The organism is Myxococcus hansupus, assembly GCF_000280925.3.
Classification (GTDB): Bacteria; Myxococcota; Myxococcia; order Myxococcales; family Myxococcaceae; genus Myxococcus; species Myxococcus hansupus.
This window is the reverse complement of the sequence record NZ_CP012109.1, coordinates 8,690,072-8,715,054: the sequence shown is the minus strand read 5'-3', so window position 1 is coordinate 8,715,054 and position 24,983 is coordinate 8,690,072. Positions and strand designations below refer to the sequence as shown.

General features: G+C 69.4%; 20 protein-coding genes. 17 read left to right on the top strand and 3 right to left on the bottom strand.

Annotated features, from left to right (window positions below):
- On the bottom strand, nt 1-567 hold the full coding sequence (locus tag A176_RS34345) for an imm11 family protein (protein WP_002638208.1): 567 nt from the start codon (nt 565-567) through the stop codon (nt 1-3).
- A 74-nt stretch (nt 568-641) separates the two neighbouring features.
- Between A176_RS34345 and A176_RS34340 the strand changes: the two genes are divergently transcribed.
- The gene (locus tag A176_RS34340) at nt 642-1,211 is read left to right on the top strand and encodes an imm11 family protein (protein WP_002638209.1); all 570 of its coding nucleotides are present in this window, start codon (nt 642-644) and stop codon (nt 1,209-1,211) included.
- Nucleotides 1,212-1,362: 151 nt separating this feature from the next.
- Here A176_RS34340 and A176_RS34335 read toward each other — a convergent pair whose 3' ends face one another.
- Nucleotides 1,363-2,697, bottom strand: a complete 1,335-nt coding sequence (locus A176_RS34335) for an AHH domain-containing protein (RefSeq protein WP_002638210.1) — start codon at nt 2,695-2,697, stop codon at nt 1,363-1,365.
- A gap of 651 nt (nt 2,698-3,348) precedes the next feature.
- Here A176_RS34335 and A176_RS34330 point away from each other — a divergent pair.
- From A176_RS34330 to A176_RS34275, 12 genes are all read left to right on the top strand, one after another.
- Nucleotides 3,349-3,750 carry a hypothetical protein gene (locus tag A176_RS34330; protein ID WP_044890275.1) on the top strand — a complete coding sequence of 134 codons (402 nt, stop codon included), beginning with the start codon at nt 3,349-3,351 and terminating at the stop codon, nt 3,748-3,750.
- Nucleotides 3,751-3,851: 101 nt separating this feature from the next.
- Nucleotides 3,852-4,535 (top strand): hypothetical protein, encoded by a 684-nt coding sequence (locus A176_RS34325; RefSeq protein ID WP_002638212.1) that lies wholly within the window; start codon nt 3,852-3,854, stop codon nt 4,533-4,535.
- Complete coding sequence (locus A176_RS34320) at nt 4,519-5,175, top strand: hypothetical protein (protein WP_021781326.1); 657 nt, start codon at nt 4,519-4,521, stop codon at nt 5,173-5,175. Before A176_RS34325 ends, A176_RS34320 begins: the two co-directional genes overlap by 17 nt.
- 24 nt (nt 5,176-5,199) lie before the next feature.
- Nucleotides 5,200-7,437 carry a hypothetical protein gene (locus tag A176_RS34315; protein ID WP_002638214.1) on the top strand — a complete coding sequence of 746 codons (2,238 nt, stop codon included), beginning with the start codon at nt 5,200-5,202 and terminating at the stop codon, nt 7,435-7,437.
- 5 nt (nt 7,438-7,442) lie between these two features.
- Nucleotides 7,443-8,504 (top strand): hypothetical protein, encoded by a 1,062-nt coding sequence (locus A176_RS34310; RefSeq protein WP_002638215.1) that lies wholly within the window; start codon nt 7,443-7,445, stop codon nt 8,502-8,504.
- 80 nt (nt 8,505-8,584) lie between these two features.
- The gene (locus A176_RS34305) at nt 8,585-9,208 is read left to right on the top strand and encodes an RNA polymerase sigma factor (protein ID WP_226994074.1); all 624 of its coding nucleotides are present in this window, start codon (nt 8,585-8,587) and stop codon (nt 9,206-9,208) included.
- Nucleotides 9,205-10,161 (top strand): anti-sigma factor, encoded by a 957-nt coding sequence (locus A176_RS34300; protein WP_002638217.1) that lies wholly within the window; start codon nt 9,205-9,207, stop codon nt 10,159-10,161. Before A176_RS34305 ends, A176_RS34300 begins: the two co-directional genes overlap by 4 nt.
- Nucleotides 10,158-11,774 carry a caspase family protein gene (locus A176_RS34295; protein WP_044890274.1) on the top strand — a complete coding sequence of 539 codons (1,617 nt, stop codon included), beginning with the start codon at nt 10,158-10,160 and terminating at the stop codon, nt 11,772-11,774. The genes A176_RS34300 and A176_RS34295 overlap by 4 nt, the downstream gene beginning before the upstream one ends.
- 40 nt (nt 11,775-11,814) lie before the next feature.
- Complete coding sequence (locus tag A176_RS34290) at nt 11,815-15,678, top strand: FG-GAP-like repeat-containing protein (RefSeq protein ID WP_002638219.1); 3,864 nt, start codon at nt 11,815-11,817, stop codon at nt 15,676-15,678.
- 33 nt (nt 15,679-15,711) lie between these two features.
- The gene (locus tag A176_RS34285; protein ID WP_002638220.1) at nt 15,712-16,476 is read left to right on the top strand and encodes a class I SAM-dependent methyltransferase; all 765 of its coding nucleotides are present in this window, start codon (nt 15,712-15,714) and stop codon (nt 16,474-16,476) included.
- Between the two features lie 102 nt (nt 16,477-16,578).
- Nucleotides 16,579-16,863, top strand: a complete 285-nt coding sequence (locus A176_RS34280; protein WP_021781325.1) for a hypothetical protein — start codon at nt 16,579-16,581, stop codon at nt 16,861-16,863.
- Between the two features lie 19 nt (nt 16,864-16,882).
- The gene (locus A176_RS34275) at nt 16,883-17,308 is read left to right on the top strand and encodes a DUF4326 domain-containing protein (RefSeq protein ID WP_002638222.1); all 426 of its coding nucleotides are present in this window, start codon (nt 16,883-16,885) and stop codon (nt 17,306-17,308) included.
- Between the two features lie 24 nt (nt 17,309-17,332).
- Here the strand turns inward: A176_RS34275 and A176_RS34270 are convergent, their stop codons facing one another.
- Nucleotides 17,333-18,286 (bottom strand): DUF1152 domain-containing protein, encoded by a 954-nt coding sequence (locus A176_RS34270; protein ID WP_002638223.1) that lies wholly within the window; start codon nt 18,284-18,286, stop codon nt 17,333-17,335.
- A 55-nt stretch (nt 18,287-18,341) separates the two neighbouring features.
- Between A176_RS34270 and A176_RS34265 the strand changes: the two genes are divergently transcribed.
- The 4 genes from A176_RS34265 to A176_RS34250 all read left to right on the top strand — a co-directional run bounded on the left by A176_RS34265 (nt 18,342) and on the right by A176_RS34250 (nt 24,746).
- On the top strand, nt 18,342-19,307 hold the full coding sequence (locus A176_RS34265; RefSeq protein WP_002638224.1) for an ornithine cyclodeaminase family protein: 966 nt from the start codon (nt 18,342-18,344) through the stop codon (nt 19,305-19,307).
- 255 nt (nt 19,308-19,562) lie between these two features.
- Nucleotides 19,563-22,415: an Ig-like domain-containing protein gene (locus A176_RS34260; RefSeq protein WP_226994073.1), complete on the top strand. Its 2,853-nt coding sequence runs from the start codon at nt 19,563-19,565 to the stop codon at nt 22,413-22,415.
- A 275-nt stretch (nt 22,416-22,690) separates the two neighbouring features.
- Nucleotides 22,691-24,457 (top strand): chloride channel protein, encoded by a 1,767-nt coding sequence (locus A176_RS34255; RefSeq protein ID WP_021781324.1) that lies wholly within the window; start codon nt 22,691-22,693, stop codon nt 24,455-24,457.
- 25 nt (nt 24,458-24,482) lie between these two features.
- Nucleotides 24,483-24,746 (top strand): hypothetical protein, encoded by a 264-nt coding sequence (locus A176_RS34250; protein WP_049872426.1) that lies wholly within the window; start codon nt 24,483-24,485, stop codon nt 24,744-24,746.
- Nucleotides 24,747-24,983 lie beyond the last annotated feature (237 nt).

The window sequence follows — 24,983 nt, the reverse complement described above, 5'->3', positions numbered from 1 at the left end:
TCACACGGGGGTGAACTTCATCCCCGTGGCCCCGGACTGTTCCAGCGCGGCCTTGAGGTCCTCGGAGACGATGAGGGCCCCGGTCCATCCCCAGGTGCGGAAAATCCTGGCGCCGCCGACCTTCGTGGGGTCGATGCGCAGGCCGGCCACGGAGAAATAGGTCCCGACCTTCTCCGGCATGCCGTCCTCGGGCTCCCAGTAACGGACTTCCGTGGAGCGCTCGTCATCGATGCACCGGATGAGATGGAGCGCGTTCAGCACGAGATACGCGTCGGGCTGTGACGGAACATCCACCCGCAGGAATTGAACGTCGTCCGGCGCTACCTCCGAGAGAAGGGACGCCACCCGGACGTGGACGATGGGGATGCTGTACGCCGCATGCGTGAAGTCGAGCGGGCGGCCGGGCGTCTCGATAGAGACTTTCAAGCGCCCCTGCATCTCCAGCGGTGTCCCGCTTCGGAGCAACGAGGGCTGTACATCTTGGGCGTCCGGTCCGATGAGGCTCCCCAGCTCCCAGCGATGGGGCAGGTACATGTCGTCCGGGAGCTGGAAGTACCGCATCGGCATGGTGGAACTTTCGATATCGGGCCATCCTGCATCAGAGCTACTGAGAAGACCCGCGAACATCGTTCAAGGCCCTCATGACGAAGCGCTACTTCCGGCTGACCGAGAACATGCAAGCCGGAAACTGGGACCTGGGCGACCCGGTGGACGCATCGGGCCACGAAGTGGACGACCTTTGGATGTACACCGCCGGGCGTCCCATTCAGGTCGAAGGGCGTCTGAACATCCCCATCGACACACCGGGCAGACAGTTGGACTTCTGCACCGTGGGGATCGGCGTGATGCCAATCGTCCACGTCCGGGTGGCCTCACTCTTCGCGGAGCTCGCCTCTGATGATGTGCAACTCGTCCCCGTAAACATCTCAGGGCAGCCGGACCAGTACCTCATCCTGGTCGCCACGAAGCTCATCCGATGTATCGACGACGCGGCGTCCGAGGAAGTCCGCTATTGGAAGCCGGAGCATGGCCAGCCGGAGCGAGTGGGACAGTACCGCTCAGTCATTGGCCTCCGAATCGACCCCGCGAAAGTGGGTGACGCCCAGGTGTTCCGCACCTGGGGATGGAAGCTCGCCCTCATTGTCTCCGAGGACCTCAAGGTCGCGCTGGAACAGTCCGGCACCACGGGCGTGGAGTTCACGCCGGTATAGGGGCGAACCCGCATGAGGAAGCCGTCGCTCCACCCCCCCGAAGACCTCCGGCGAATGATCCGCTCGCATGCACCGGGTCGCCCAGGTCCCAGTTTCCGGGCTGCCTGTCTTCTGTCAATTTGAAGTAGCGGCTCGGCATGACGGCCTTCTCTCACATGGCTCGGGTCAGGAGCTTGTGAAGCTTCGTTCCGGGTGTGGCGACCTCTTCGGCCATTTCTCGGAGCGCGGTCGTCAGCGCCTTACGGCACGACTCCATCGTGCGGCAGCCTTCCGTGGCGTTGATGAGTCTGTCGTGAACAGCCTGATGGTACGCCCGCGAATGCGGCCCTTTGTGCCCTCTCACCTGGACGATGTTCTCGGGATCCTTCAGTTCCATCCCAGCTCGTTTGAAAATTCGTCGGAACTCGGGCGTCCACGGGCCGCCACGCAAGGTGGAGACGTCGTTCTTGTTCGTGGCGATGTGGTGCTTCTCGGTGCGGCTCGCACCCGAGGTTCCTCGGGCCGCCATCGCCACGGCGTGCGGGGCCAACACGATGGCGAAGCCCTCGGCGGTCATCGACACGGACTCCACGGCGCCAAGCACTGCATAGCGATAGCCAGCCTGCGCCTCGGCATTCAGCGCTGCTTGCGCTGAGCCAGGAAGTCTCGACGACCTTGCCACCAGTCCCGCGGTGTTGCCGACCGCGGCCGTCGCCAGCAGCACAAAGATGCGTGCGGCGCTCTCTCCGAGAACCTCACCGTATGCGTCCCCCGCCGCGCTGAGCTGCGCGAACGTCGTGGCTCGGTCCACCTGACGAACCAGCGCCATCCACCCGTCCAACAGGCGCCACACCGTATCCACGCCCAGGTACGCAATCGCAGCGGCCGTGACGAGGGCCGCCACACCCTTGCTCACGGGCTCCGGCAAAGCCCACAGCAGCAGGTACATGCTGACGGACGCCGTCATCGTCGCCATCAATGCTTGAGGGTCCGCCATGCCGCGCAAGGCCTCGGCCGTCTCATCCCAAACCGAATCCATGGCAATGGCCATCGCCAGCGTGTACTTGCCATCGCTGGCCAGCAGCGGACCTTCATCCAACAGCCGAAGACAGTCTCCAGCGTGTCTCCTGCGTGCGCACCACTGGCCATAGGCACGCGTCAGTTCCTCGTCCGCGTAGTTCTCCAACAAGCGCGGGCCATCCGAGCGCTCCTCAAGGGGAATCAGCCGCTGGCCTCGGCGCTCGTACGCGTAGACACCGCTCCTGTCCGGAACTCCGAAGCGTCGGCGCGCATCGCGCAGTGGATGCAGGGACGGCATCACGTCTCGAGCCAATGAGGCCACGGCGGCCTCGAACACCTCGGCATCCAGTCCCACAGGACCGGCGCCTTCCGCGTCACGCGGCACATGCACGCGAGGCTCAGCATCACCTGTCTCCAGGCGAACGACACGGACCGTCGAGCACGCGGACCCAACGAACAGGAGCAAGGCCATCCACAGCAGTCGCATATGTCCCCCACGGCCTCACTTCCGAACGAGGCGCCCATCAAACTAGCGGCGACGGCTGACGGAAACTCCGGCTACGAGAAGAGACAACAGGCCACGGACTCCTGAGCGCTGCTCAGTCGTCGTGTGCCCACTCCGAGCGGAGACTGGCAACGCACTTCAAGGCCTCCGCATCCGAGGCGGACTGCGCCAAGGCTTCTGCTTTCGCCAGACACGAACGTGCGCTGTCCGGCGGACCCAATCGCCAGCGGACGCCAGCCAGAGCGAGCAACGGAAGTGGGTCGCGCTCCGCCGTAGCCACTGCTTCTTCGTAATAGAGCGCTGCCTGCGATAACTCCCCGGCGCTCTCACAAAAGAGTCCCGCTGTTCTCGCCAGGAGGGACGCACTCGCGGGCCGCTCCTTGCTCGACCGAGTGCGCGCCAAGGCGGATTCCAGGCAAGCAATGGCTTCGGCCGTCCTACCTGCCTGGGCGAGCTCGGACGCAATGCGAAGCGGATTCTCGTCACTCACTATCACCACACTCCCGCCCCCGTGCGTGGACAAGCCCAAGGCAGACTCAAACCCGAGTATGCTTCCACATTGGAGCGGCAAGTGGCAGGCACCTCTGTCATGGCGTGCCAGGCAGCGCCGCGTTCAATGCAAGGAGAACCCAAATGAAGTCTGGATTCACGCGATGGGTCGCTGTCGCTGCGCTTCTCGCTTTGGCAGGTTGCTCGAAGGGGTCTGACACCGCCGGTTCCCCCGAGGACGTCTATCGACGCTTCATGCTCGCCAACCTCACTGGCGACGAAAAGGCCATCCGGTCACTCATCCTCGACCACCCGGACGCCGCGTTGCTCTGGTCAGGCGGCTCCTATCCCGAACCCGTGGCCGCGGCGCTCGGTAAGCAGTATCGCGAGGTACAAATCACCCGCGTCACGGATGAGCCCGAGCGGGTCGTGCTGCAGAGCCCCGTTGCTCCTGTCCCCATGGAAGTCCGCCGTGTCAACGGTGCGTGGAAGCTCGATGCGACGCCAATCATCGAGTTCCGCAAGAAGGCAGCCGCTCAGCCCTGAGCCTACGAGTGAATACGCACGCACGCACGTGCGTCAGACGAGTTCGACCTGCCAGACAGGTCCTCCCGTCCACCCACGCCTTCGTGCAATATCCGACACCCATGACCTCCTGGAACGGCGGACCGGGAGCGCCTCCCTCGGCGCTGCTGCGGCACGCCCTGGCGACGCTGAAGCAGCACTACGCCTGGGAGTACCGCGCCTTGGGCGAGGCCGAGGCCACCCGCAAGCTCCAGACAGGACTGGCCACCGCGCACCGGCAGGGCCTGGGTGAGTCACCCCAGGCCGTCCTGTTCGCGCTCGGTCAGGTGCTCGCGGACGCCGCCGCGCCCGAGTATGACGCTGGCGCCTGGGCCTCCACGTGCCGCCGCTCCGCCCCTGGCCATGGCGTGGCCTCGGGCCCCTGGAAGGGCGCGCTGACCATCCGCGCCGCCCAGATGCAGGCCTTCGAATCCCCCGCGAAGCCGCCACCCGAGGACCGGATGCTCGCGCACCTGCGCCGCGTGTTCCCGGAACGAATGCGCGCCCTCCCCCCCGCCGAGGCGCTCGCGCTCGTCGCGGCAGGCGCCGCCACCGCCGAACGCCACGGCATCCAGGACCCGAAGAGCGTCACCCTGCTCACCGACCTCGTCGTCGTGAAAGGCCCCGGCTTCGAGGACACCCCCGCCATGGCCTGGAGCGGCGCCATCCTGCGCTCGACGTCCATTCCCCCCGAGGAGAAGGCCGGGATGATTCTCCGCATGCTCAAGCAGCGCGGCAGCGAGGTGCCCGATGCCTCCAACCGCTGACTGGACCGACCGCGCCGCCCAGGACGTCGCCAACGTCCCTCCGGATGCCGGCGCCCCCGTGATGGCCTGCCCCTCGCCCGCCGCCACCGTCGTGGTCCAGGTGTGGTGTCCGGAGAACGGGCAGCTCCTCGGAGACACCACCGTCCAGCTCACCGGCCCCACCGGCCAGCAGGGCGCCACCGCCATGGACTCGGGGGCCGTCACCTTCCGCCCCCTGAGAGGGGGCCCCTATTCGCTGCAACTCAACCTCACGGGCGCGCACGCGAAGAACTACCGCATCGACGCGCCGCCCGGGCCCTTCTCCCTGGCCGACAGCGAAACCAAGAGCCTCATCGTCCCCGTCCGGTGCGTGATTCCCAAGGCGGTCGCCACCGTGAAGACACGGCCGCCGCCCCGGGCCGAGGCCCAGCTCACGTCCCGCGCGGGTGAGCCCGGCACCTCCCAGCCCCGCGCCTCGGCCCAGGCCACCTTCGTTTCGAAGCCCCCCTCCTCCGCCCAGGGCGCCTTCGATTCACGACCTCAAGCCTCCGCCCAGGGCGCCTCCGCGTCGCGGCCGCTGGCCTCCGCTCGCGCCAACAGCACCTCCCCGCGCCCCAGCTCCGCCAGGGCCTCCCTTTCCCCGCCATCCCAGGGCGACTGAACCCGTCCCGACAAGGAGTTCCCCGTGCAATACGAGGTCTACGAAGGCGACCCCATCAAGCTGAAGGGCGTCGAGACCGAGGAAGCCGTCGAATTCACCCTCATCAACACGGACGGCAAGGGCAAGGAAGAGAAGGCGACGGCCCCGACCCACGAGCACACCTGCGGCAAGGTCCCCGCGGGGATGGAGAACTACGTCATCTCGTGGAACTACAAGCTCCCGGAGCAGGAGGACCTCCTCTCGGGCTCGGACACCTTCCGCGTCTGGCCCAAGACCCTGAAGCTCGACGTCAAGATGCAGGCAGGCGCCAAGGGCTCCGCGGAAGGCTTCATGTTCTCGCTGCAGCAGGGCGAGAAGTCCGAGAAGCCCACCGTGACGGGCGGCAAATGGGCGGGCCCGCTCGAGAAGGCCGCCCACAGCTTCGATGCCGTCTCGCCCTGGAAGCTCGAGAAGAAGACGGCCTCCGCGGACGAGGCCGCGAGCTACGCGCTCGAGGTCTCCCAGCTCCCGTGGACGGCGAAAATCACCTCGCACACCGACGGCAAGGCCGAGGACGCCCCCTTCAAGCAGTACGTGAACCTCCCCATCACGGACGGCACGGAGAAGGGAAACCTCATGCGCGTGGAAGTCGCACCGCATGACCGGGCGCTCGGCTTGAAGGACCAGAAGATCAGCGTGTGCGTCACCTTCAAGGCCACCAACAGCAAGCGGACCACGCCCCGTCCGGCGCTCATCATCAACGGCCTGGCGAAGACCAGCACGGATGCGGGGGCGGCACCCGGGACGGCGGCCCTCGTCTACAAGGAACAGCTCACCCTGCCCGCGAATGGCGGCAGTTGCGTGTTCCATGTCCAGCTCGGCTACGCCGGCGGCGACATGTGCCACATCCAGGTCGGCTTCGACGACGGCACGGGCGATGACGAACTCTGGGTGTGCAACTGGCGGCGGCTGGAGTCCGAGTTCGTCGTCCCCCACAGCAACCTGCGGCAGGGCTGGGACAAAATCGTCAACAACGACGACGCGGACCCCAAGCCCCACCCGGACTTCGAGTCCGCCCTCAAGCGCATCCTCGACCCGCTGTTCATCGAGTTGACGTTCCCCGACGCCTTCCGCGCCGTCTACACGGACGCCGACATCAACGCGCTGCTCTCGGCTCGAGGCGGCACGGACACCTTCATCCTGCCGGGCGCATACGTCCACGACCGGCTCACCCCGGGCAAGAACTGCACGTTCCTGTCCCCCAAGGACCTGGATGCCCTCCGGGACCGCGTCCTCCACAATCCGCCCGCGGACCCTCGCCGGCTCATGCTCGTCTGGACGGACATGCTGCCCAAGACGCTGTCCGACGATGACGCGGACGTGAGCGCCGCGACGCCCGGCGAGTACGTCGCCAAGTTCGAACACGTCCCCACCCCCGTGGCCCAGACGACGCCCAAGGGGCTGCTCTCCGCCCTGCGCAACCCCGTGTGCACGGGCCCCGGAGACCTCTGGGGCGTGGAGAAGGTCTACTGGCGCATCACCGGCTTCCGGAAGCTGGGTGATACCGATTGGTTGCCGCGGGACGTCATCTGGAAGGAAGCCGAGCCCGGGCAAACCCTTCTCAATTCCATCTGGGACAGTTGGGAGATCACGGAGGTGCTTCCCGCCACCCTGCCGGAGGCCTCGAAGTGGGTCGACTTCGAGTCGGCGAAGAAGTTCAAGATCAAGCTGCCGAGCACCGACCCGCAGGACCCGGGCCAGTACCTGACGAACTGGAACGGCTACGAGCACCGCATCGTGGTCACCCTGGGGCTCCGCCACTTCCAGATGGGGGCGAACGCCAACGCCCTTCAAGGGAAGATTCGCATGACGCCGTGCATGGGCCTGGGCACCGCCGAAGGCGTGGCGCGGACGCTGTGCCATGAAATCGGCCACAACCTGGGCCACGCGTACATCGAGAACAAGGGCGCCGCGACGGACAGCCGGGGCCGACTCACCAAGCACCAGATTCCCGGCGTCCCGTTCGACGCCTTCATCCCGGCGGGGTTCTTCTACGCGGGCCGCGGGCACAAGGGCTCGCACTGCGCGCACGGTTTGAAGGTGGGAGGAAAGGACTTGAGCGTCAAGAGCTTCAACCTTCCCGAATACATGCTCGACAGCAACTGTGTCCTGTTCGGCGCCGGCGACCAGACGAAGGCGGCGCAGTTCAGCTACTGCCCGGAGTGCACGCGCTACATCAAGGCCAGCGACGCGCTCGACATCACCACGAACTGGAAGGCCTAGCGGACATGGCACCGGGCATCTTCGAAATCGAGGGCCGGGACTACTGGACCGACCCGTTCAAGTTCACCTCCCAGGTGCTACGTAAGTTCGTCCCCGAGGACCGCTACGGGCTGTTCCTGGACGCACCCGCGCGAGCCGACCTCCGGACGGACGACCGCATCCCGCTGCTGTCGCTGTACGCCGTGAAGCAGCAGGACGCGCGCATCTATGACCCGTGGAGCACGGCGCACCTCGTGGGGGTGCGGCTGGAAGACCGGACGCTCGACATCACCCCATTGGCCGAGCCGCCCGAGCAGCCGGGCCTGTTCGACCAGGACGACCCCGACCCAGCGCCTCCGGGTAACGGGGCCATGGCCATCGTCGAGCAGACGGATGCGCTCCGCCTGGAGACGATGCAGCAGCCCGGCACCTACCTGCTGCTGGCGCTGATGCTGGACCGCACCTCCAACCGCGTGCAGGTCCAGGTCACCCGCTCCGTGCCCGGCTACCAGGATGAAGAGGTCACCCGCTTCCTGGAGTCCCTGAAGCAACAGCCCCCACCGCCCGAGCCCGTCCGGTACGCCCCCGGCGAGGACGAACGCCAGTTCCAGGCACGGCCGGACAGTCCTCCCGCGCCGGAGGCCCCGGGCATCACCGTGCACGGTGAGCGCGTGTTCCTGTACGAGCCCGGGAAGCCCGCGTGGATCCGCGGCACCTTCCACGTGCCCGTGCTCGCCCACGAGCGGGTTCCGCCGAAGCCCGAGCCGTCGGTGGAGGAGGACGACGACGGCCATGGCCAGCCGCGTCCGGTGGCCATCATCCCCGTGTCCCTGGTGGTGATTGGCAGCCGCACCGGTGGGGCCGAGGTGATTTCCCTCCGCGTCCCCTGCTTCCAGGACACGCCGGTGGAAGCGGGCGCGCTGGTGACGGGACACTTCGAGTACGACCTCTTCCAGCACCCCGCCTTCAGGGGCAAGGCCCAGACGCACTTCGTCTATGCCTTCTGCGGCGAGGCCCTGAGCGGCCCCACGCGGATGGCCGTGGTGACACGGGACATGCTGGATTTGGGGAGCCGCCGCCGGCCGTAGTCCCTGCGGACTCCCCACGGGCAGGGACACACACCCAGGCGGGTTCCTTTTCCGGAGCCCGCCCGAAAATGGTTTCGTCCATGTCCCTCGTCCCGGACGTTGGGCATTTCGTGGACCCCGCTGGCCCCTCTCACCGTCACCCCGCGAGCGAAGACACCTCGGAGGAGGCGAGCCGCTGGCTTGCCCGGTTCCATGCCGGGGACGCCCAGGTGCTCAACGCGTGCTACCGCGAGCACTTCGACACGGTGTACCGCGCCGCCGCTCGCATCCTCCCGTCCGTGGACGCGGAGACCGTGGTCCATGACGTGTTCCTCCGCCTCGTGTCCGATGAGCGCGCCCGCCGCACCTTCCACGGCGGCTCCCTGGCGGCATGGCTTCACAGCGTCGCCCACAACCTCGCCGTGGACCGGGTGCGCCGCCAGCGGCGCGAGTCGGACATCCTCGCCCAGCTCGCCGCGGAGTCCACGGCCGAGGAGCTCTCGCCGCCCGAGCCGGGGCTCGACGCCAGCCTCCTCTTGGAGCACTTCCGCCAGAAGTGCCTGCCGCCCAAGTGGGCGCCCGTCTTCGAAGCCCGCTTCATCCGCCAGCTCAGCCAGCGCGAGGCCGCCGCCACGCTGCGCATCCACCGCACCACCCTCGCCTACCAGGAGCTGCGCATCCGCCAGCTCCTCAAGCGGTTCCTCCTCACCCCGGAGGCCCCATGAGCCCCCCCTGCGACCTCCTCCCCCTCGTCGACCGTCACTTCTCCGCGCGAATCACCCCGCCGGACGAGCGCCGCATGCGAGAGCACCTCCAGGACTGCGCCCACTGCCGTGAGCGCTACGAGCGCCAGCTCCTCCTCGCCCGGCTCGACCCGTCCGCTCCGGATGCGCGGACGCGGCTGGCGCGGGGATTGGGGCTCGAGGCACGACGCCCCGCCTCCTTCTGGCAGCGGATGCGCCACCGCATGGGCGCCCCACGGGAGTCCGCGACGCCAGCGCGCCTCGCCCCCGGCGGCGCGGCGAGGAATGGAACCTCCGTTCCGGACCGGCCGGCCCTCAACCCGGACACCTCGGCGGCTCCAACCTCCGGCCACCCCGTTCGCGGAGACACCAGGCCCAGGTCGTCCGGCAAGGAAGGGCTCCGCGGATGGCTGCTCGCCCCCGTGGCGGTGGCCGGTCTCGCGCTGCTCGTGGTCCGATTGCCCTCCGCATCCACCGACCCCTTGGGCTTCACCGCCCGGGGCGCGGGCAACGCGGCGGCCCAGGCGCGCTTGCTCGCCTATGCCGTGGCGCCCGGAGGCCACACCCGCCTGCTGGGCCCGACGCTGCGGCCCGAACAAGAGCTGGCCTTCGCCTTCCGCAACCCCGACGCCCACCGGTTCCTCATGGTCTTCGCCCGCGACGCCTCGGGCCGCGTCCACTGGTACCACCCGGGCTGGACCGACGAGGCGAGCAACCCCTCGGCGATTCCCATCCCCGCTGGGGACACCTTGCGCGAGCTGCCCGAAGCCATCTCTCATCCGCTCGTGCCCGGGCCCCTCACCCTTCACGCGGTCTTCCTGGAGTCGCCGCTCACCGTGAAACAGATGGAGTCGCTCGTGGCGCGGGGGGACCTGGAAGCCGTGCTCCCCGCCGGCGCGGAGTCCCTCTCGCTCCAGCTCCAGGTCACGCCATGAGATTCGCCATCCTGCTCCTTGGCCTGCTCCCGGTGGCGGTGGGGGCGTCCACACCGGAGGTCACGCCACCCCCTCGCGCGGCATCGCTGCGAGCCGAGATGCCGCCACGCTCCGCGGCCCCGGAGACCGCACCGCCTCCGCCGAGCACCGCCTCTTTCGCCCTCATCATCGGCGTCAACCGCAGCCACGAGCCGGACCAGCCCGAGCTGCGCTTCGCGGACGACGATGCCGCGCGTTACCTCGACCTGTTCCGCATGCTCGGCGCGCGCACCTACCTGCTGGCGCGCCTGGATGACAACACGCGCCGATTGCACCCACAGGCCGCCGCCGAGGCCCTGGACCCCAAGCACTCCGAGCTGTCCGCCTCCGTGAAGAAGCTGGGCGAGGACATCGCGCTGGCGCGCAGCCGGGGCGTGGAGACGGTGGCCTACGTCGTCTACGCGGGCCACGGCAACGTGCGCAACGGCGAGGGCTACGTGAGTCTGGAGGACGGCCCACTCACCGGACAGCAGTTGTCCACGCAGGTGGTGGGCAAGCTCGGCGCCGACCGCGTCCACCTCATCGTCGACGCCTGTTACTCCTACTTCCTCGCCTACAGCCGGGGCCCGGGCGGACAGCGGCGTCCCCTGCCCGCGGGCTTCACGCGCGCGGTGGGCCTGGCGCTGGCGGACAACGTCGGACTGCTGCTGTCCACCTCATCCGCCCGGGAGAGCCACGAGTGGGAGGCCTTCGAAGCCGGCGTCTTCAACCACGAGGTGCGCTCGGGCCTGTTCGGCGCGGCGGACGCGGACGGCGACGGCCAGGTGAGCTACCGCGAAATCGCCGCCTTCGTGGAGCGCGCCAACGCGGCCATCCCCAATGAGCGCTTCCGTCCCCAACTCCACGCGCGTCCACCCAAGGGCTCCGAGCTGCTGGTGGACCTGCGCCCGGGCATGGATCGGCGGCTCGAGGTCGACGGCGCCCAGGGCGCGCACTACCTGCTGGAGGACGCCAACGGCGTGCGCCTCGCGGAGTTCCACAACGCACAGGGACAAGCGCTGCGCCTGCTGCGCCCACCGCCGCGCGGCCCGGTGTTCCTGCGACGCGTGGGCGATGAGACGCAGGAGTTCGCGCTCCCCACCACACAGGATGTCGTGCGCCTGGAATCGCTGTCCGCCGAAGCCCCTCGCGTGGCCTCACGCGGCGCGGCGCACGCGGCCTTCCAGCACATCTTCACCCTGCCCTTCGGCAGCGACACCGTCTCTGGCTTCGAACTCCGTCCGCCCCCATCACTGACCCTGATGGAGGACGCCCGGGAGCCGGGGCGCCTCCGGAAGCAACTGGGCTGGGGGGCCTTGTCATTGGGCGTCGCCTCCGCGGGCGTCGGGATGTGGACCACGCTGAAGGCCCGAGACCTGCGCAACGGCGTCCCTCCGAACCTGCCCCAGCAGGAAGCCGCCGCGCGCAACCGCCGCATCAACGCCCTCAACACCACCAGTGGGGTGCTCTACGGCTTGGGCGGCGCGGCGGTGCTCGGAGGCGCGCTGCTGTTCCTGTGGCCCGACACGGACACGATGCCCTTGGCCACCCTCGGCTCGGAAGGCGCGGGCCTGGGCCTCACGGGCGCATTCTGATTCGTCCAATGCGCTGGCGCCCATCGTTGTGACGTTTGAGATGAAGACCTTCACGAAACATTCCTCCCACGTCCTGAGCTTGCTGCTGGGCGTCCTGCTGTTCTCCGGCTGCATCAATCCCGTGGACGAGGGAGAGCGGCCCTGCCCCTGCGCCGGTGGATGGACGTGCTGCGTGGACGCCAACCTGTGCGTGGCGGATGCCTCCCGGTGCGAACAGCTCCGGCCACCCAAGCCGCCTGAACCCACGGCCCCCTCCGCGCCGCTCCTGGTGACCGCGCTACCGGCCCCGGGCCTGGTGACGCTCACCTGGTTCGCGCCCGCGCGGGATGGCGGCAGCGCGATTACGGGCTACGACGTCGGCGTCGAGCCGCTCGAAGGCGGCATGGAGGTGCGGGTGGACGGAACCTCCGCGCGCGTCACCGGACTGCGCGCGGGAGGCACCTACCGCTTCACCGTCGCCGCGCGGAACGCCGTGGGCGCCAGCCCTGTCATGAGCGTGGAGGCGGTGAGACTGCCGGATGTTCCGACCGCGCCCGAGTCCCTCACCGTGGCGCGCGGCGACCGGCAGGCCCACATCTCCTGGCGAGCACCTGCGTCCGATGGTGGGAGCCCCGTGCTGCGTTACGTGGTGACGGCCCAGCCCAGCGGCGCGAGCGTCGATTCAGAAGGCACGTCGTTGTCCGCCACCGTGAGTGGGTTGCCCAACGGCGTGGCCTCCACGTTCACCGTGCGCGCGGTAAACGCCGTGGGCACGGGCCCTGTGTCCGAAGCGTCCTCCGTCGTGATTCCCGCGGCACCACCGGGCGCGCCCACGTCCGTGTCCGCCTCGCCGGGGGTGCGAGCGGTCTCCGTCTCCTGGCAGTCGCCCGAGGACACGGGCGGACTGCCCGTGTCCGGCTACCTCGTGACGGCCTCGCCGGGGGGCGCCACGCAGCAGCTCGAGGGCACCGCCACGGTGGCCTCCTTCACCAGCCTCCTGGACGACACCGAGTACACCTTCACCCTGTCCGCCACAAACGAGGTGGGCCAGGGGCTCCAGAGCCGCGGGGTCACCGCGCGCACACACGCGCGGCCGGGTGCGCCCATCTCTGTCGCGGCCGAGCCTGGCGTGCGCACGCTCACCGTCACGTGGCAGCCTCCGGAATCCGATGGCCGTTCATCGCTCATCGGCTACACCGTGGAAGCGCGGCCCTCCGGCGTGCGGATGGACGTGGGCGCGGACCTGCGAAGCAGTGTCCTGGAGGGCGTCCCCAGCACGAAGGCCCAGACAGTCACCGTCATCGCTCGAAATGCCGCGGGGGAAGGCCCCGCCGGCGCGGCGCCGGCCCCCGTGAAGTCGCTCCCCGCCCCCGTGGAGCTCACACAGGTCGACGCCCCCTCGGAGGACCGTGGCTGCCGGCCCGTGACCTACACCCTGCGGCAGGTGGACAAGGAGCGCGCGGACGTCCTCGTGGAGTTCGATGCGACCGGCAGCGGCGACTTCACCCGCGCGACCCTCGCGGGAGATACCCTCTTCGACTTCTCGTCCGGACTGACCGCCCTCGACACTTCACCCAGTGGAGCGGCGCACACCTTTCGCTGGAACCGCCCCAGGGACGTGCCCGGCGTCGCACCCTCCGCGCGGCTCCGCATCACCGCCGTCGTCCCTGGCACCTCACCCGCGACGCGCACCTTCACCGTGGCGCTCGCCGCTCCGGCGCAGCGCTGCGAGGTGAACCTGGATGCCAACCCGACGCGGCGCCTGCGCCAGCCCTATCCGGCGCGGACCTATGGAACCGCGCTGGGTGACTTCAATCGGGACGGCAAGCCCGACATCGCCGTGCTGCACAACAGCTCGGCCTCCGACGAGCAGGCGTGGGTGCTGCGAGGCCAGGGCCATGGCGGCTTCACCGTCCCGAACGCTCAGGTCGGAAACCGGCTGCCCGGACAGCACATGGTCACCGCGGACCTGGACCAGGACGGCAACCTCGACCTGATTGCCGTCGACGCCCGCTCCAGCGGTACCTCCAGCCTCCAGGTCCTGCGCGGCCAGGGCGACGGTCACTTCCATGATGCGGTCCAGAGCTCCATTCCGTACCGGTTCAACGACAACTCCAATCATGCACTCACCCCTCCGGTCGCAACGGACCTGGATGGTGACGGGACACCCGAGCTCGTCGTCGCCTTGACCCACCGGATTGTCGTCATGCGCCACACCGAAGGGGGGCGGCTGACGCTGGCCTTCGAGGGAGAGAAGCTCTCCCACACTCCGGGGAGCACCGTGGTCGCCGGTGATTTCGACAACGACGGCCAACGGGACTTGATGGTCGTCGGCCACGCGCTCCAGGCCTTCTACGGTCGAGGCCCGCTCACCTTCGTGTCCGAACACATCGGCGAACTGGCAGACAACGTCCGCTTCGCCACCGCCGAGGACTTCAACGGCGATGGGCATCTGGACATCGCCGCGCTCGTCGTGGGGGCGGGTGAATCTTCCATCTATCTGTTGCAAGGGGATGGCCGCGGCCGGTTCGCCGCGCCCCTGCGCCTGCACCACCACACGTGGTACGGCTTCGGAGAGACGAGCCACCTCATCTCCGGTGACCTCGATGGCAACGGTACGCAGGACCTGGCGTATGTCCATGCGGACGCAGACACCGTCACGCTCTTTCATGGGCGGGGAGACGGCACGTTCATCATCCGGACGCTGCCCGCGGGACGCCATCCCACGCGGCTGGTGGCGGCGGACTTCGATGGCAGCGGCAAGCCAGACCTGGCCGTCCTCTCGGGCATCCATCAGACCGTGCGCGTCCTCAGAGACCTGGAGGCCCCTTCGGCCTCGCCCTTTGGCGCGCTCTTCGTGACCGCTGACTTCGATGGGGACGGACACGACGACGTCGCCTCATGGCTCGGCGACGGCATCCAGGTGCACCTCACCCGCGCGGAGGGAGGACTGGTGGTGCGCGAACCCTCGCCGCTGCCAACGGGCGCCTGGCTGCCCTCGAAGCTGGTGACGGGACGCTTCGACGCGGACGCCACGGTGGACCTGCTCGTGCTCTTGCTCCAGCAGGAGGAGCCCTACGGACATTCGCTCTTGCTGCTGCGAGGCAACGGAGACGGCACCTTCCGCCCCTCGGAAGTGCTGCCCCTGGGGAGCGTCTTCACGTCTTCGAGCACGCGTGGAATCTCCGTGGGTGACGTGGACGGTGACGGCGACCTCGATCTGGTCGTCGACCTGTCGCGAACGGAGAACGGGTTGTCGCACGTCGACCTGCGCCTGTACCGGAACGACGGCCTTGGCACCTTCTCGGATGGAGGCGTGGTCGCCACCTACTCCGAAAGGCCACAGCATGTCCTGGAGGACCTCAACGGGGACGGGCGGGCGGACCTGCTCGTGCGGCGCAGCGTCGCCTCGACCTTCGAGCTGATCATCTTCGAAGGCATGGCCCATGGCGCCCTGATCAAGCGGCGAGAGTTCGCGCCCGCTGGGAGTACGCCGTGCACTGGCGAAAGCATGGCCATCGCGGACCTCGACGCCCCTGGACACCTGGACATCGTGGTGACCTGCGGCAACGTGGACACCCTCCTGCCCATCCTGGGACGGGGCAACTTCGATTTCTATGTGCCGAACTCGGGGCGGTGGCCCGTGGGTGGTGGGTACGGAGGCTCCATCATCGCCCGCGACCTGGATGGAGACGGGCGGCCCGAGCTGCTCGTCACCTGGCCAGAGCGCCAGACGGTCTGCGTCCTGCCGTCATGGGGGCACATCGACTTCGGTCCCGGAAGCTGCTTCGGGACACAGAACACCCCGAATGACATCACCCTGGTGGACATCGACCACGATGGCGTCCCCGAAGTGCTCACCGGCCCCGGAGGCGTCCTCACCCCGCCCTCCCGCGCTGGCTCCACCCTGCTGCGCGTGCGCTGACCCCCGGGTGTTATCCTCGCGGGCTCCACGGACATGACGGAGCCCTCCTCCAGCCCGCCGGTGAAGTCCCAGCAAGACGCGCCGGACGATGATGACTACGGCATGTCCCTGCCGGCGCTCGTCGTCCTGCGCGTCAGCGTCATGTTCATCGAGCTCTTCACCCGGCTCGCGGACGTGTTGCTCCTGCTGCGCCGGCCCCGGCTGCTCCCGTCCTACCTGGGCATCTGGCTGCGCGAAGTCTTCGTCTCGCCCTACCGCCTGAAGCAGTCGTTCGAGGTGCGGCGGGTGCTCCAGGCCAGCGGGCAGATTCTCAAGGAGCTGATGTACGGTGAGATGCCCGTGCACACGGGCGTGTGGCTCTTCTGGAAGGCGGGCCTGGGCCCCGGCTCGCGGCTGGTGGACCTGGGCGCGGGGCGCGGGCGCACGCTGCTGGCCGCGCGCTGGCTGGGCGCGGAGGCCGTGGGCATCGAGCTGATGCAGCACCACGTCGCCCTGGCGCGAAAGCCGGTGGAGGCGGCCGGCGCCCGGCTCGTACTGGGCGACGCGATGCAGGCGGACCTCCAGGACGCCACGCACGTCTTCACCAACTGGACGGCGCTGACGCCGCAGACGCGCGCCCGGCTCGTGGAGCGCTTCCGCACCTGCCGCCCGGGCACCCGCATCCTCACGGTGACGCGGCCGGTGGAGGCGCCGGGCATCGCGGTGGTGTCGAAGCACCGGCTCCTCTTCACGTGGGGCCTGGAGCACGTCTGGATTCACGAAGTCAGCGATCGTGTCGTTGGAGATACAACCAATTGACGCGGCTTCCGGTGGCGCTCGCTCCATGTCTACGCTTCGCGCCGTGACGCCGGTCCTCCCGGACTCAGGGCCATGGGCCCAGGCGTCCAGGAGCTGAATCACATGAAGGCATGGATGACGGTGGTGTCGCTGGCGGTGGTTCCCCTCGCCGTGGGTTGCACGTCGTCGCGCGAGCTGACGCGGGCGCGCGTGGAGGCGAGCTCGGCGAAGAAGGACGCGGACACGCTGCGCGAGGAGAACGCGACGTTGAAGGAGCGCGTGGGGGAGCTGGAGACGCAGCTCGCGAAGGTGCTGGAGGAGCGCGACACGTTGAAGGCCGAGGCGGAGAAGCCGCCCGAGCCCGTCGTCGCGCCCGCCGCGGGCAAGAAGCGCCCGGGGAAGAAGTAGGACGAGGGAAACCACGCCGATGACCGTGACGCGCACCACGGCGGTCCATGTCCACGACGCCTGCGACGTGTACGTGGGCCGGGCGTTCCGCGCCTACGCGAAGCCGAGCCCCCGCAACCCGGTGCCCGGCCGCTTCGGCAACCCGTTCAAGCCCGGAGGCGTGCGCACGCCGGGCGCCATGCTGCGCGCCTACTTCGAGCCCTGGCTGGGCGCGCTGCCGGAAGCGGAGCAAGCACACATCCGCGAGGAAGCCCGGGGCCGCATGGGCCCGGAGGCGGATGCCTTCGACGCGTATCGCTGGTACCTGGCGCTGCGCGTCCGGCATGACGCGGACTTCCGCGCCGCGGCCCTGACGTTGCGTGGCAAACGCCTGGGCTGCTGGTGCAAGCCCGGCCCGTGCCACGCGGACATCCTGGCGGAGTGGGTGGACGCGCAACCGGCGTAGCTTCGGACGCTCAGACGCCCGTCGTCACACAGGGATGTCCTTCCACGGCCGGATGCGCTGACACTGGTTGCGGAAGGACAGGATGCGGTCCGCGACCTCCCACGCCGTTTGCGTGTCACGCAGTGAGTCCAGGTAGAGGCAGCGCCGGGCCACCGCCGTCAAATCGAACGCCCAGTACATGCTCATCAGCGGGTTGATCCACAGCGTGCTGCCCTTCGTGCGGACCGTGCGGTGGACATCCCCGTACTCGCCTTCCAGCGCGCTCACCACGGACAGGGACACGATGCTGGGCGCTCGCGGCATCCGTTCGCAGACGTCCTTCACCGCGTCGCGGTACAGCGCGACCTCCGGCATGCCCTCCAACAACGCGGTGACCCCCAGGTAGGCCCCCTGCTGGCTGAGCGCGGACACGGACTCCAGGAAGTGCGCGTGACAGACGCCGTGGTGGAAGTCGACGCCAAACCCCAGACACACCACCAGCTTGTCGCGAAGCGGGAGCGCGTCCACCGCGGCCAGGCTGCTGAGGTCCTCCTCGGGCGTGCCGAGCCCCACCTCGTCGCCCCGCATCAGGATGTCCGTCCCACCATCCACCAGGACCACCGTGTCGAAGCCGAGCCGTTCGCGCAGGACCTCGTAGGCCTCGCGCAGGGGCACGACGCCCGTCCGCTCGAAGCAGTACACCGGGACCTGCTCCCCCCGGCTCAGGAACCACCGCGCCAGCAGCCCCTCGGGGAAGTAGTGCTCAGGTCCGTTCGTGTGCGCATCCACCCGCATCAAGCCCGGCGCCAGCACCGTGCCCTCGACGGCCTCCAGCCGGGTGAAGCTGAGGTTCGCGAGGGACACCTGCTTGCCCAGCTCGCGCAGGCGGAAGAACAGCGGCAACCCGCTGAACACGTCGAAACCGCCCCCCGCCCCCGCGATGAGCACGTGCCGCGCATCCGCGAGCCGGTGGAACAGCGGTGAAGTGGACAGGTCCATTCCCAAACTCCTTCCAATGCCAACCACGGCGCCTCCAGCGCTATATAGCGCCGCCATGCCCACCCTCATCCTCAGCGCGAAGGACCTCCGCAGCCTCTACACCGTCGAGCTCGGCCTCACCGCCGTCGAGCGGGCCTTCCGTGCCCACGGCCTCGGCGAGTCGCTGATGCCGCCCAAGGTGTACCTGTCCCTGCCGAAGTATGACGGCGACTTCCGCGCCATGCCGGCGTTCCTCGACGGCGCCGCGGGCGTGAAGTGGGTCAACGCCCATCCACGCAACCCGGAGAAGCACGGGCTGCCCACCGTCCGCGCCCTCTACATCCTCAGCGACCCGGACACCGCGTCCCCGCTCGCCATCCTCGACGGCACCCTGCTCACCGCCTGGCGCACCGGCGCCGCGGGCGGCGTCGCCTCCAAGTTCCTCGCGAAGAAGCAGCCCCGCACCCTGGGCCTCATCGGCTGCGGCGTGCAGGCCCGCGTGCTCATCGACTCGCACCGCGCCATCTACGGCGACACCCTGGAGCTGCTCCTCTCCGACACCTCCGAGGCCGCCGCCAAGGCGCTCCAGGCCGAGAAGGGCGGCCGCATCGTCAGCGCCCAGGAGGCCTGCGGCGCCGACATCGTCAGCACCGCCACCCCCGCCCGCGCCCCCGTGGTGAAGCGCGAGTGGTTCCAGCCCGGCGCCCACATCAACGCCATGGGCGCGGACGCCCCCGGCAAGCAGGAGTTGGATCCACGCCTGCTCACCGAAGGCCGCGTCTTCATCGACGACACCGAGCAGGCCCTCCACTCCGGCGAGGTCAACGTCCCGCTGCACGACGGCCTCCTGCGCCCCGAGCAGCTCGCCGGCACCCTGGGCGAGGTCGTCGCCGGCAAGAAGCCCGGCCGCGCCAGCGACACCGACATCACCGTCTTCGACTCCACCGGGCTCGCGCTCCAGGACGTCGCCCTGGCCCGCGCCCTCTACGACGCCGCCCTCGCCCGCGGCCTGGGACAGGCCTTCGACATCGTTGGGAGCTGAAGTCCGGGAGGGTCAATCCTACCCCGGACATCTTGTCACTCAATCGAGACCTGCTGAGCTGGACAGTTCCAACAAGACTGGAGTATTCCTCCAATCGCGCCGTCCGGGGGGATGCTCTCCAAGTCGTCAGACCTCCCCACCCGGACGAAACGCCACCCGCGCTTCGCCCGGCAACGGCCGTCGTGCGTCCTGGGTGCTCCTCGCGGAAGCAGCGCTGGGTGCCAATTCCGGCACCCGCTGTCTTTCGGAGTGAACTTGAAGCCCCTCGATACCCAGCGGCCCGCGTGGCGCCGCTTGCCGTCAGTGCTGTTCCGGCTGGCGGCGGTACTGTCCCTCCTCGTCGCGGTCCCCGCTTCGGCGCAGACCCAGACGAACACCCAGTCCACGCAACGGGCCCTCAACTTCCTGAGCTCGGACGTGGTCCACTGGACGCAGGCGAACAACTGCGTCGCGTGCCACCGGCAGGGCGCGGTGGTGTACGGCCTGTCCAGCGCCCGCGCCAACGGCTACGACATGAACGCCGTCGTGGGCAACGGGCGCACCAACCTGGCCAACCTGGAGCTGCTCGCCCAGCGCATCAACAGTGACCAGTTGGCCAACGGCTCGTGGATTCACACGGGCAATGCCTTCCGCAACGAGAAGACGTCCTTCTCCGTCTTCGGCCTCGCGGGCTACGACCAGAACGTCTCCACGCAGTACAGCGCCGCGCTGGTGAACGCCGCCAACTGGGCGCTGTCCACCCAGGAGTCCAGCGGCCGTTGGCCCTCCGACCACGCGGACTTCCCCGTGGACCACGGCAGCGTGTCCACCACCGCGCGCATCATGACGGGCATTGCCCAGGCGAAGCAGCGCGTGGACCCCGCGCGCGCCGCCGCGTACCAGGCCGCGCTGGACCGCGCCGCCGCGTACCTGCGCACCAACCTGAACAACAACGACACGACGGCGGCCGGCAACGGCATGCCCTACACCTTCCAGGTGGCGTGGACGGTGCTGGGCCTGAAGGCCGCGGGCCCGGGCCCGAGCAACGCGAACACCACCGCCATCAACACCCTGGCCGAGCGGCTCATCACCCGCACCTCGCCCGGCAACGCCGGCTGGGGCAACCTGCCCAACGAGGCGGCCAACGACTTCGCCACCGGCAGCGCCATCTACGCGCTGTGCCTCGCGGACCGCGAGCCCGCCACCAACCCGCGCCTGCGCAACGCCATTGAGTGGATGAAGGCGCGCCAGTCCGCGGACGGGAGCTGGCGCACGGGCTCGGCCACCTTCGACATCCCCACCACTTTCGCGGCCCTGGGCCTGTCGTGCTTCGGTGACTTCAGCGTGCGCGTCGCCGTCGTCGGCGCGGACCGGCAGGAGCTGGAGCTGGACAGCCCGTCGCCGCAGCAGACGACCTTCACCTTCAGCGTGCGCAACCACGGCTACCAGGCGGACACGTACACGCTGAGCACCCAGGGCGGCCTGCCCGGCTGGTCCGCGTCGGTCAGCCCCGTCACCCTCTTCCTGCCCGCGGGCGGCGAGGGCACCGTCACCGTCACCGTCACCGCGCCGCCCCAGCTCCTGCCCGCGCTCACCTCCGAGGTGACGCTCATCGCCGCGTCCGGCGGCGCGCCCGGCGTCACCGGTTCGGCGCGCGTGAATGCGTACACCCCGCCCCTGCCTCCCGTGACGGGCCGTCCCACCGTCACCACCATCCAGTCGCCCGCGGTCAACGCGCGCGTCACCGTGGGCAACGGCACCACGCTGTCCGCCCGCGTGACGGACGGCGGCGCGGTGGTCCGGGGCGGCGGCTACGGCGTCGTCACCTTCTACGTCGCCGGCGTGCCGGTGGGCGCGGACGTGGACGCGGACGGAGACGGACTCTTCACGTTCAACTGGGTGCCGCCGGTCGACTCGTGGACCACCACGGGCGCGCAGGACTACCGCGCGGTGTACTCCGGCGTGGAGCTGCGGGCGCCGCTGGCCAACCTGCTGGGCAGCACGGCCTCGCGCACCATCATCATCGACCCGTTCCCGCACAACACGCCGCTGGTCACCATCGGCAACCCGCCGGCCTTCACCCGCGAGACGTCGCTGGACATCTGGGGCTACGCCACGCCGCGCGCCCCGGGCGCCGTCATCACCTACGCCGCGTTCATCATCAACGGCGGCGCGCCCATTGCCCTCACGCCGGGCAACGGCGGCCTCATCTACACCTCCATCACGCTGGAGGAAGGCCCCAACATCATCCAGATGACCGCGCGTGACAGCTTCGGCGGCGTCACCACCAAGCAGGTCAACCTCACGGTGGACCGCGTGCCCCCCCTCCTCACCATCGAGTCCCCCGCGGAGAACGCCGCCGTGGGCACGCCCGTCGTCACCGTGCGCTCGTCGGTGCAGGACCAGACGCCCGTGCGCGTGGAGACGCAGTGGGTGAACAGCTCGCTGCTCGAGTTCGGCAACGGCACCGTGGAGCACCCGGTGAACGTCAGCTACGGCAACCAGGTCATCCTGGTGCGCGCCACCGACAGCGCGGGCAACGTCACCGAGAAGCTGCTCTACCTGTGGGTGGACTCGGGCACGCCCGTGCTCAGCACCAACTTCGCGGACAGCCAGCTCTACGGCCCCATGCCGAACCACACGTTCCACTACGCCATCAACGTGCAGACCGTGTCGGCCTCCACCGTGCGCGTCAACGGCGGGCCCGCCTTCACGCTGCCGCGCGGCGGCGGCCAGATTCAGACGTCGGCCACGCTGGTGCCGGGCGTGAACACGCTCAACATCTCCGTCGTCAGCGAGACGGGCATGACGTCGAACATCGTGCGGCGGGTGAACTACGACACGCAGGCCCCCACGGCCACGCTCATCACCCCCTCGGTGGGCAGCACGGTGATGGGCACCATCAACGTGCGCGCGCGCGTCACCGACAACTTCGGTCCGGTGACGAACGTGGGCTTCAGCCGCGACATGTCCGGCATCCGCGCGGGCACGCAGTTGGCGGACGGCACGTGGACGGCGGAGTTCGACACGCGCGAGATGGTGAACGGGCCGCACACCTTCGACCTGTGGATGAACGACGGCGTGGGCAACTTCGCCGTGCAGAGCTTCAACGTCGTCATCAGGAACTGATGCGATGAGCGGGAGCCCATCCGGTCGTTCAGGGTGGGCTCCTCGCGGTACGGGACACCGGAGTCCCGGCGCGGCCTTGGTGGCATGGACGGCGGCACGGCGCGGCGGCGGAAGCCAGTGCCTGCACGCCCCGCCCCAGAGGGCATGAAGCCCGGAGCGCAACCCACCCCCAAGGCGGCGCGAGGCGGCGCGGGGCTCCATCCCACGGCCGGGTGACGGCCGGCCTCCAGGCCACGCGCCCTCACGCCCGGAAGCACGCCCTAACTTGGAGCCGCGTGGGCGCCCAACACCCAGCCAACGGTCCTCCCGGTGGCATTGCCTCCCAGGAAGGGCGTGGCTCCACCAGGACACTCCTGGGGAGCCTCACCGGCCCGGAGCAACGCTTCTGGGTGCTCGTCGTCCTGGTGGGGCTCATCGCGGGCCTGGGCGCGGTGGCCCTGCTCAAGGTGCTCCGCTTCACCCAGCAGCTCTTCTGGCGGAGCACCGGCGAGGACTTCCTCGCGGGCGTCGCGGCGGCCCCCACGTGGCGCCGCGTGCTCATTCCGATACTCGGCGGCGCCCTGGTGACGCTGCTGACGCTCATCGTCGGCCGCCCCATGCGCGGCCACGGCACCGCCGGCATCATCGAGTCCATCTGGGTGAAGTCCGGCAGGCTGTCCCTCCCCCGCGCCCTGTTGCGCGGTCTGGTCTCCATCCTCGCCGTGGCGCTGGGGGCGCCGCTGGGCCGCGAGGGCGCGCTGCTGTCCACCGGCGCGGCCAGTGGCTCGGCCCTGGCCCAATGGCTGCGGCTGGGGCCCGGACAGGCCCGCCTGCTGGTGGCCTGTGGCGCCTCCGCCGGCATGGCCTCCGCGTACAACGTGCCCATTGGCGCGGCCCTCTTCGGCCTGGAGGTCCTGCTGGGCAGCTTCGCGCTGGAGCTCTTCGGCCCCATCGTCGTCTCGTGCGTGGTGGCGACGCTCGTCTCGCGCGGCCTCATCGCGGACCACCCCAGCTTCGTGATTCCCGACTACACACTGCTGCACCCGCGCGAGCTGGTGCTGGCCATGCTGCTGGGCATCGGCGTGGGCGTCGCGTCCGCCTTCTACGTCCGCGGCATCAACGCCGTGTCGGACCTGCTGGACCGGGTCGCCGCGTGGCTGGCGCCCTTCCTGCCCCTGTTGTCGATGACGGTGGTGGGCGTGACGGCGGTGTGGCTGCCGCAGCTCCTGGGCAATGGCTATGACGCGGTGAACGCGGCGCTGCTCGGCAAGCTGCCGTTGTCCCTGCTGCTGCTGCTCCCCCTGGCGAAGCTGGCCCTCACCGCCACGTGCGCGGGCGCGGGCGTGCCCGGAGGCCTCTTCACCCCGTCCCTCTTCTACGGCGGGCTGTTGGGCGGCGCGTTCGGCCTGCTCGCCGAACAGGTGCTCCCCGGCGGCGCCCCCAGCGGGGCCTACGCCCTGCTGGGCATGGGCGCGGTGCTCGCGGGCACCACCCACGCCTCCGTCTCCGCGGTGCTCCTCATCTTCGAGCTCACCGGGGACTACCCCCTGGTGCTGCCGCTGATGTTGAGCGCCGTGGTGTCCGCGGCCGTGAGCCGGCGACTGGAACCCGAGTCGCTCTACACCGCCGTGCTCAACCGCCGCAACGTGCGCATCCCCGCCACCGTGCCGCACTGGCTCCGCCAGGAAGGCGCCCGCGCGCTGCTCAAGCCCGTGCACCAGCGCGTGGCCCCGTCAGCGCCGCTCCAGGAGGTGCTGGCCTTCCTGCTCGAGCAGCCCCTGGGCCAGGACCTCTACGTCACCGACGAGCAGGGGCGGTACCGGGGCGCGCTGGTGCTCGACCAGTTGAAGGGACACCTGCCGGACCACTCGCAGCTCCACGCCACCATCGCCGCGGACCTGATGGACGTGCGCGTGAGCCCCATCACGCCTGGGCTGTCGCTGGGAGAGGTCGCCGCGCGTTTCACGGAGACCTCGCTGGAGCGACTGCCCGTGGTGGATGGGCAGCGGCGCCTGCTTGGCACAATCTCCAAGGTGGACGTGTTGAAGCAAGGGACCTTCTGAGGGACGCGACGTGGAACACACACGGATGCTGCACGGACCGGCGCGCGCATGGAGCATCGTGCTGATGTCCCTGCTCTGCGGGGTGCTGAGCATCATCCTGCTCCACCGCCCACCCCCGCCCGTCCCCGAGCCCGCCACCCCGCCCGAGCGCCCCCTCACGCCCGAGGAGCGCCGCGCCCCGTACCGCGCGTGGCCCATGTTCCAGGGCTGGCCCCTGCCCCAGCTTCCGTCAGACACGCCCGCACCGGAGCCCGGCACACCGCCCCCGGCGCCCGAGCCCTCACGCTAACCCGCGGAATGCCTCACACCGGTTGCGAGTGATTCACCGCGAGCACCGCATCCAGGGAATGGCGTGTGTGTCATGTCAATCGCGCTGGAACCGTACACACGGCGCGATGAACAGGAATTGCGCACGTGTCGCGAATGCCTCGGGGGCCAAATGGCCTCGGGTGACGCACGACCCGCGTTCGAGGTGATGGATGCAATGCATCCGAGACAGGCATTCGCTCGCTTCGCCGGGCGCTTT

Excerpts from the sequence above, each read along its gene's own strand:
- A176_RS34345 (WP_002638208.1), bottom strand. The coding sequence starts at position 567 with ATGCCGATGCGGTACTTCCAGCTCCCGGACGACATGTACCTGCCCCAT.
- A176_RS34340 (WP_002638209.1), top strand. The coding sequence starts at position 642 with ATGACGAAGCGCTACTTCCGGCTGACCGAGAACATGCAAGCCGGAAAC.
- A176_RS34335 (WP_002638210.1), bottom strand. The coding sequence starts at position 2,697 with ATGCGACTGCTGTGGATGGCCTTGCTCCTGTTCGTTGGGTCCGCGTGC.
- A176_RS34330 (WP_044890275.1), top strand. The coding sequence starts at position 3,349 with ATGAAGTCTGGATTCACGCGATGGGTCGCTGTCGCTGCGCTTCTCGCT.
- A176_RS34325 (WP_002638212.1), top strand. The coding sequence starts at position 3,852 with ATGACCTCCTGGAACGGCGGACCGGGAGCGCCTCCCTCGGCGCTGCTG.
- A176_RS34320 (WP_021781326.1), top strand. The coding sequence starts at position 4,519 with ATGCCTCCAACCGCTGACTGGACCGACCGCGCCGCCCAGGACGTCGCC.
- A176_RS34310 (WP_002638215.1), top strand. The coding sequence starts at position 7,443 with ATGGCACCGGGCATCTTCGAAATCGAGGGCCGGGACTACTGGACCGAC.
- A176_RS34305 (WP_226994074.1), top strand. The coding sequence starts at position 8,585 with ATGTCCCTCGTCCCGGACGTTGGGCATTTCGTGGACCCCGCTGGCCCC.
- A176_RS34300 (WP_002638217.1), top strand. The coding sequence starts at position 9,205 with ATGAGCCCCCCCTGCGACCTCCTCCCCCTCGTCGACCGTCACTTCTCC.
- A176_RS34295 (WP_044890274.1), top strand. The coding sequence starts at position 10,158 with ATGAGATTCGCCATCCTGCTCCTTGGCCTGCTCCCGGTGGCGGTGGGG.
- A176_RS34290 (WP_002638219.1), top strand. The coding sequence starts at position 11,815 with ATGAAGACCTTCACGAAACATTCCTCCCACGTCCTGAGCTTGCTGCTG.
- A176_RS34285 (WP_002638220.1), top strand. The coding sequence starts at position 15,712 with ATGACGGAGCCCTCCTCCAGCCCGCCGGTGAAGTCCCAGCAAGACGCG.
- A176_RS34280 (WP_021781325.1), top strand. The coding sequence starts at position 16,579 with ATGAAGGCATGGATGACGGTGGTGTCGCTGGCGGTGGTTCCCCTCGCC.
- A176_RS34275 (WP_002638222.1), top strand. The coding sequence starts at position 16,883 with ATGACCGTGACGCGCACCACGGCGGTCCATGTCCACGACGCCTGCGAC.
- A176_RS34270 (WP_002638223.1), bottom strand. The coding sequence starts at position 18,286 with ATGGACCTGTCCACTTCACCGCTGTTCCACCGGCTCGCGGATGCGCGG.
- A176_RS34265 (WP_002638224.1), top strand. The coding sequence starts at position 18,342 with ATGCCCACCCTCATCCTCAGCGCGAAGGACCTCCGCAGCCTCTACACC.
- A176_RS34250 (WP_049872426.1), top strand. The coding sequence starts at position 24,483 with ATGCTGCACGGACCGGCGCGCGCATGGAGCATCGTGCTGATGTCCCTG.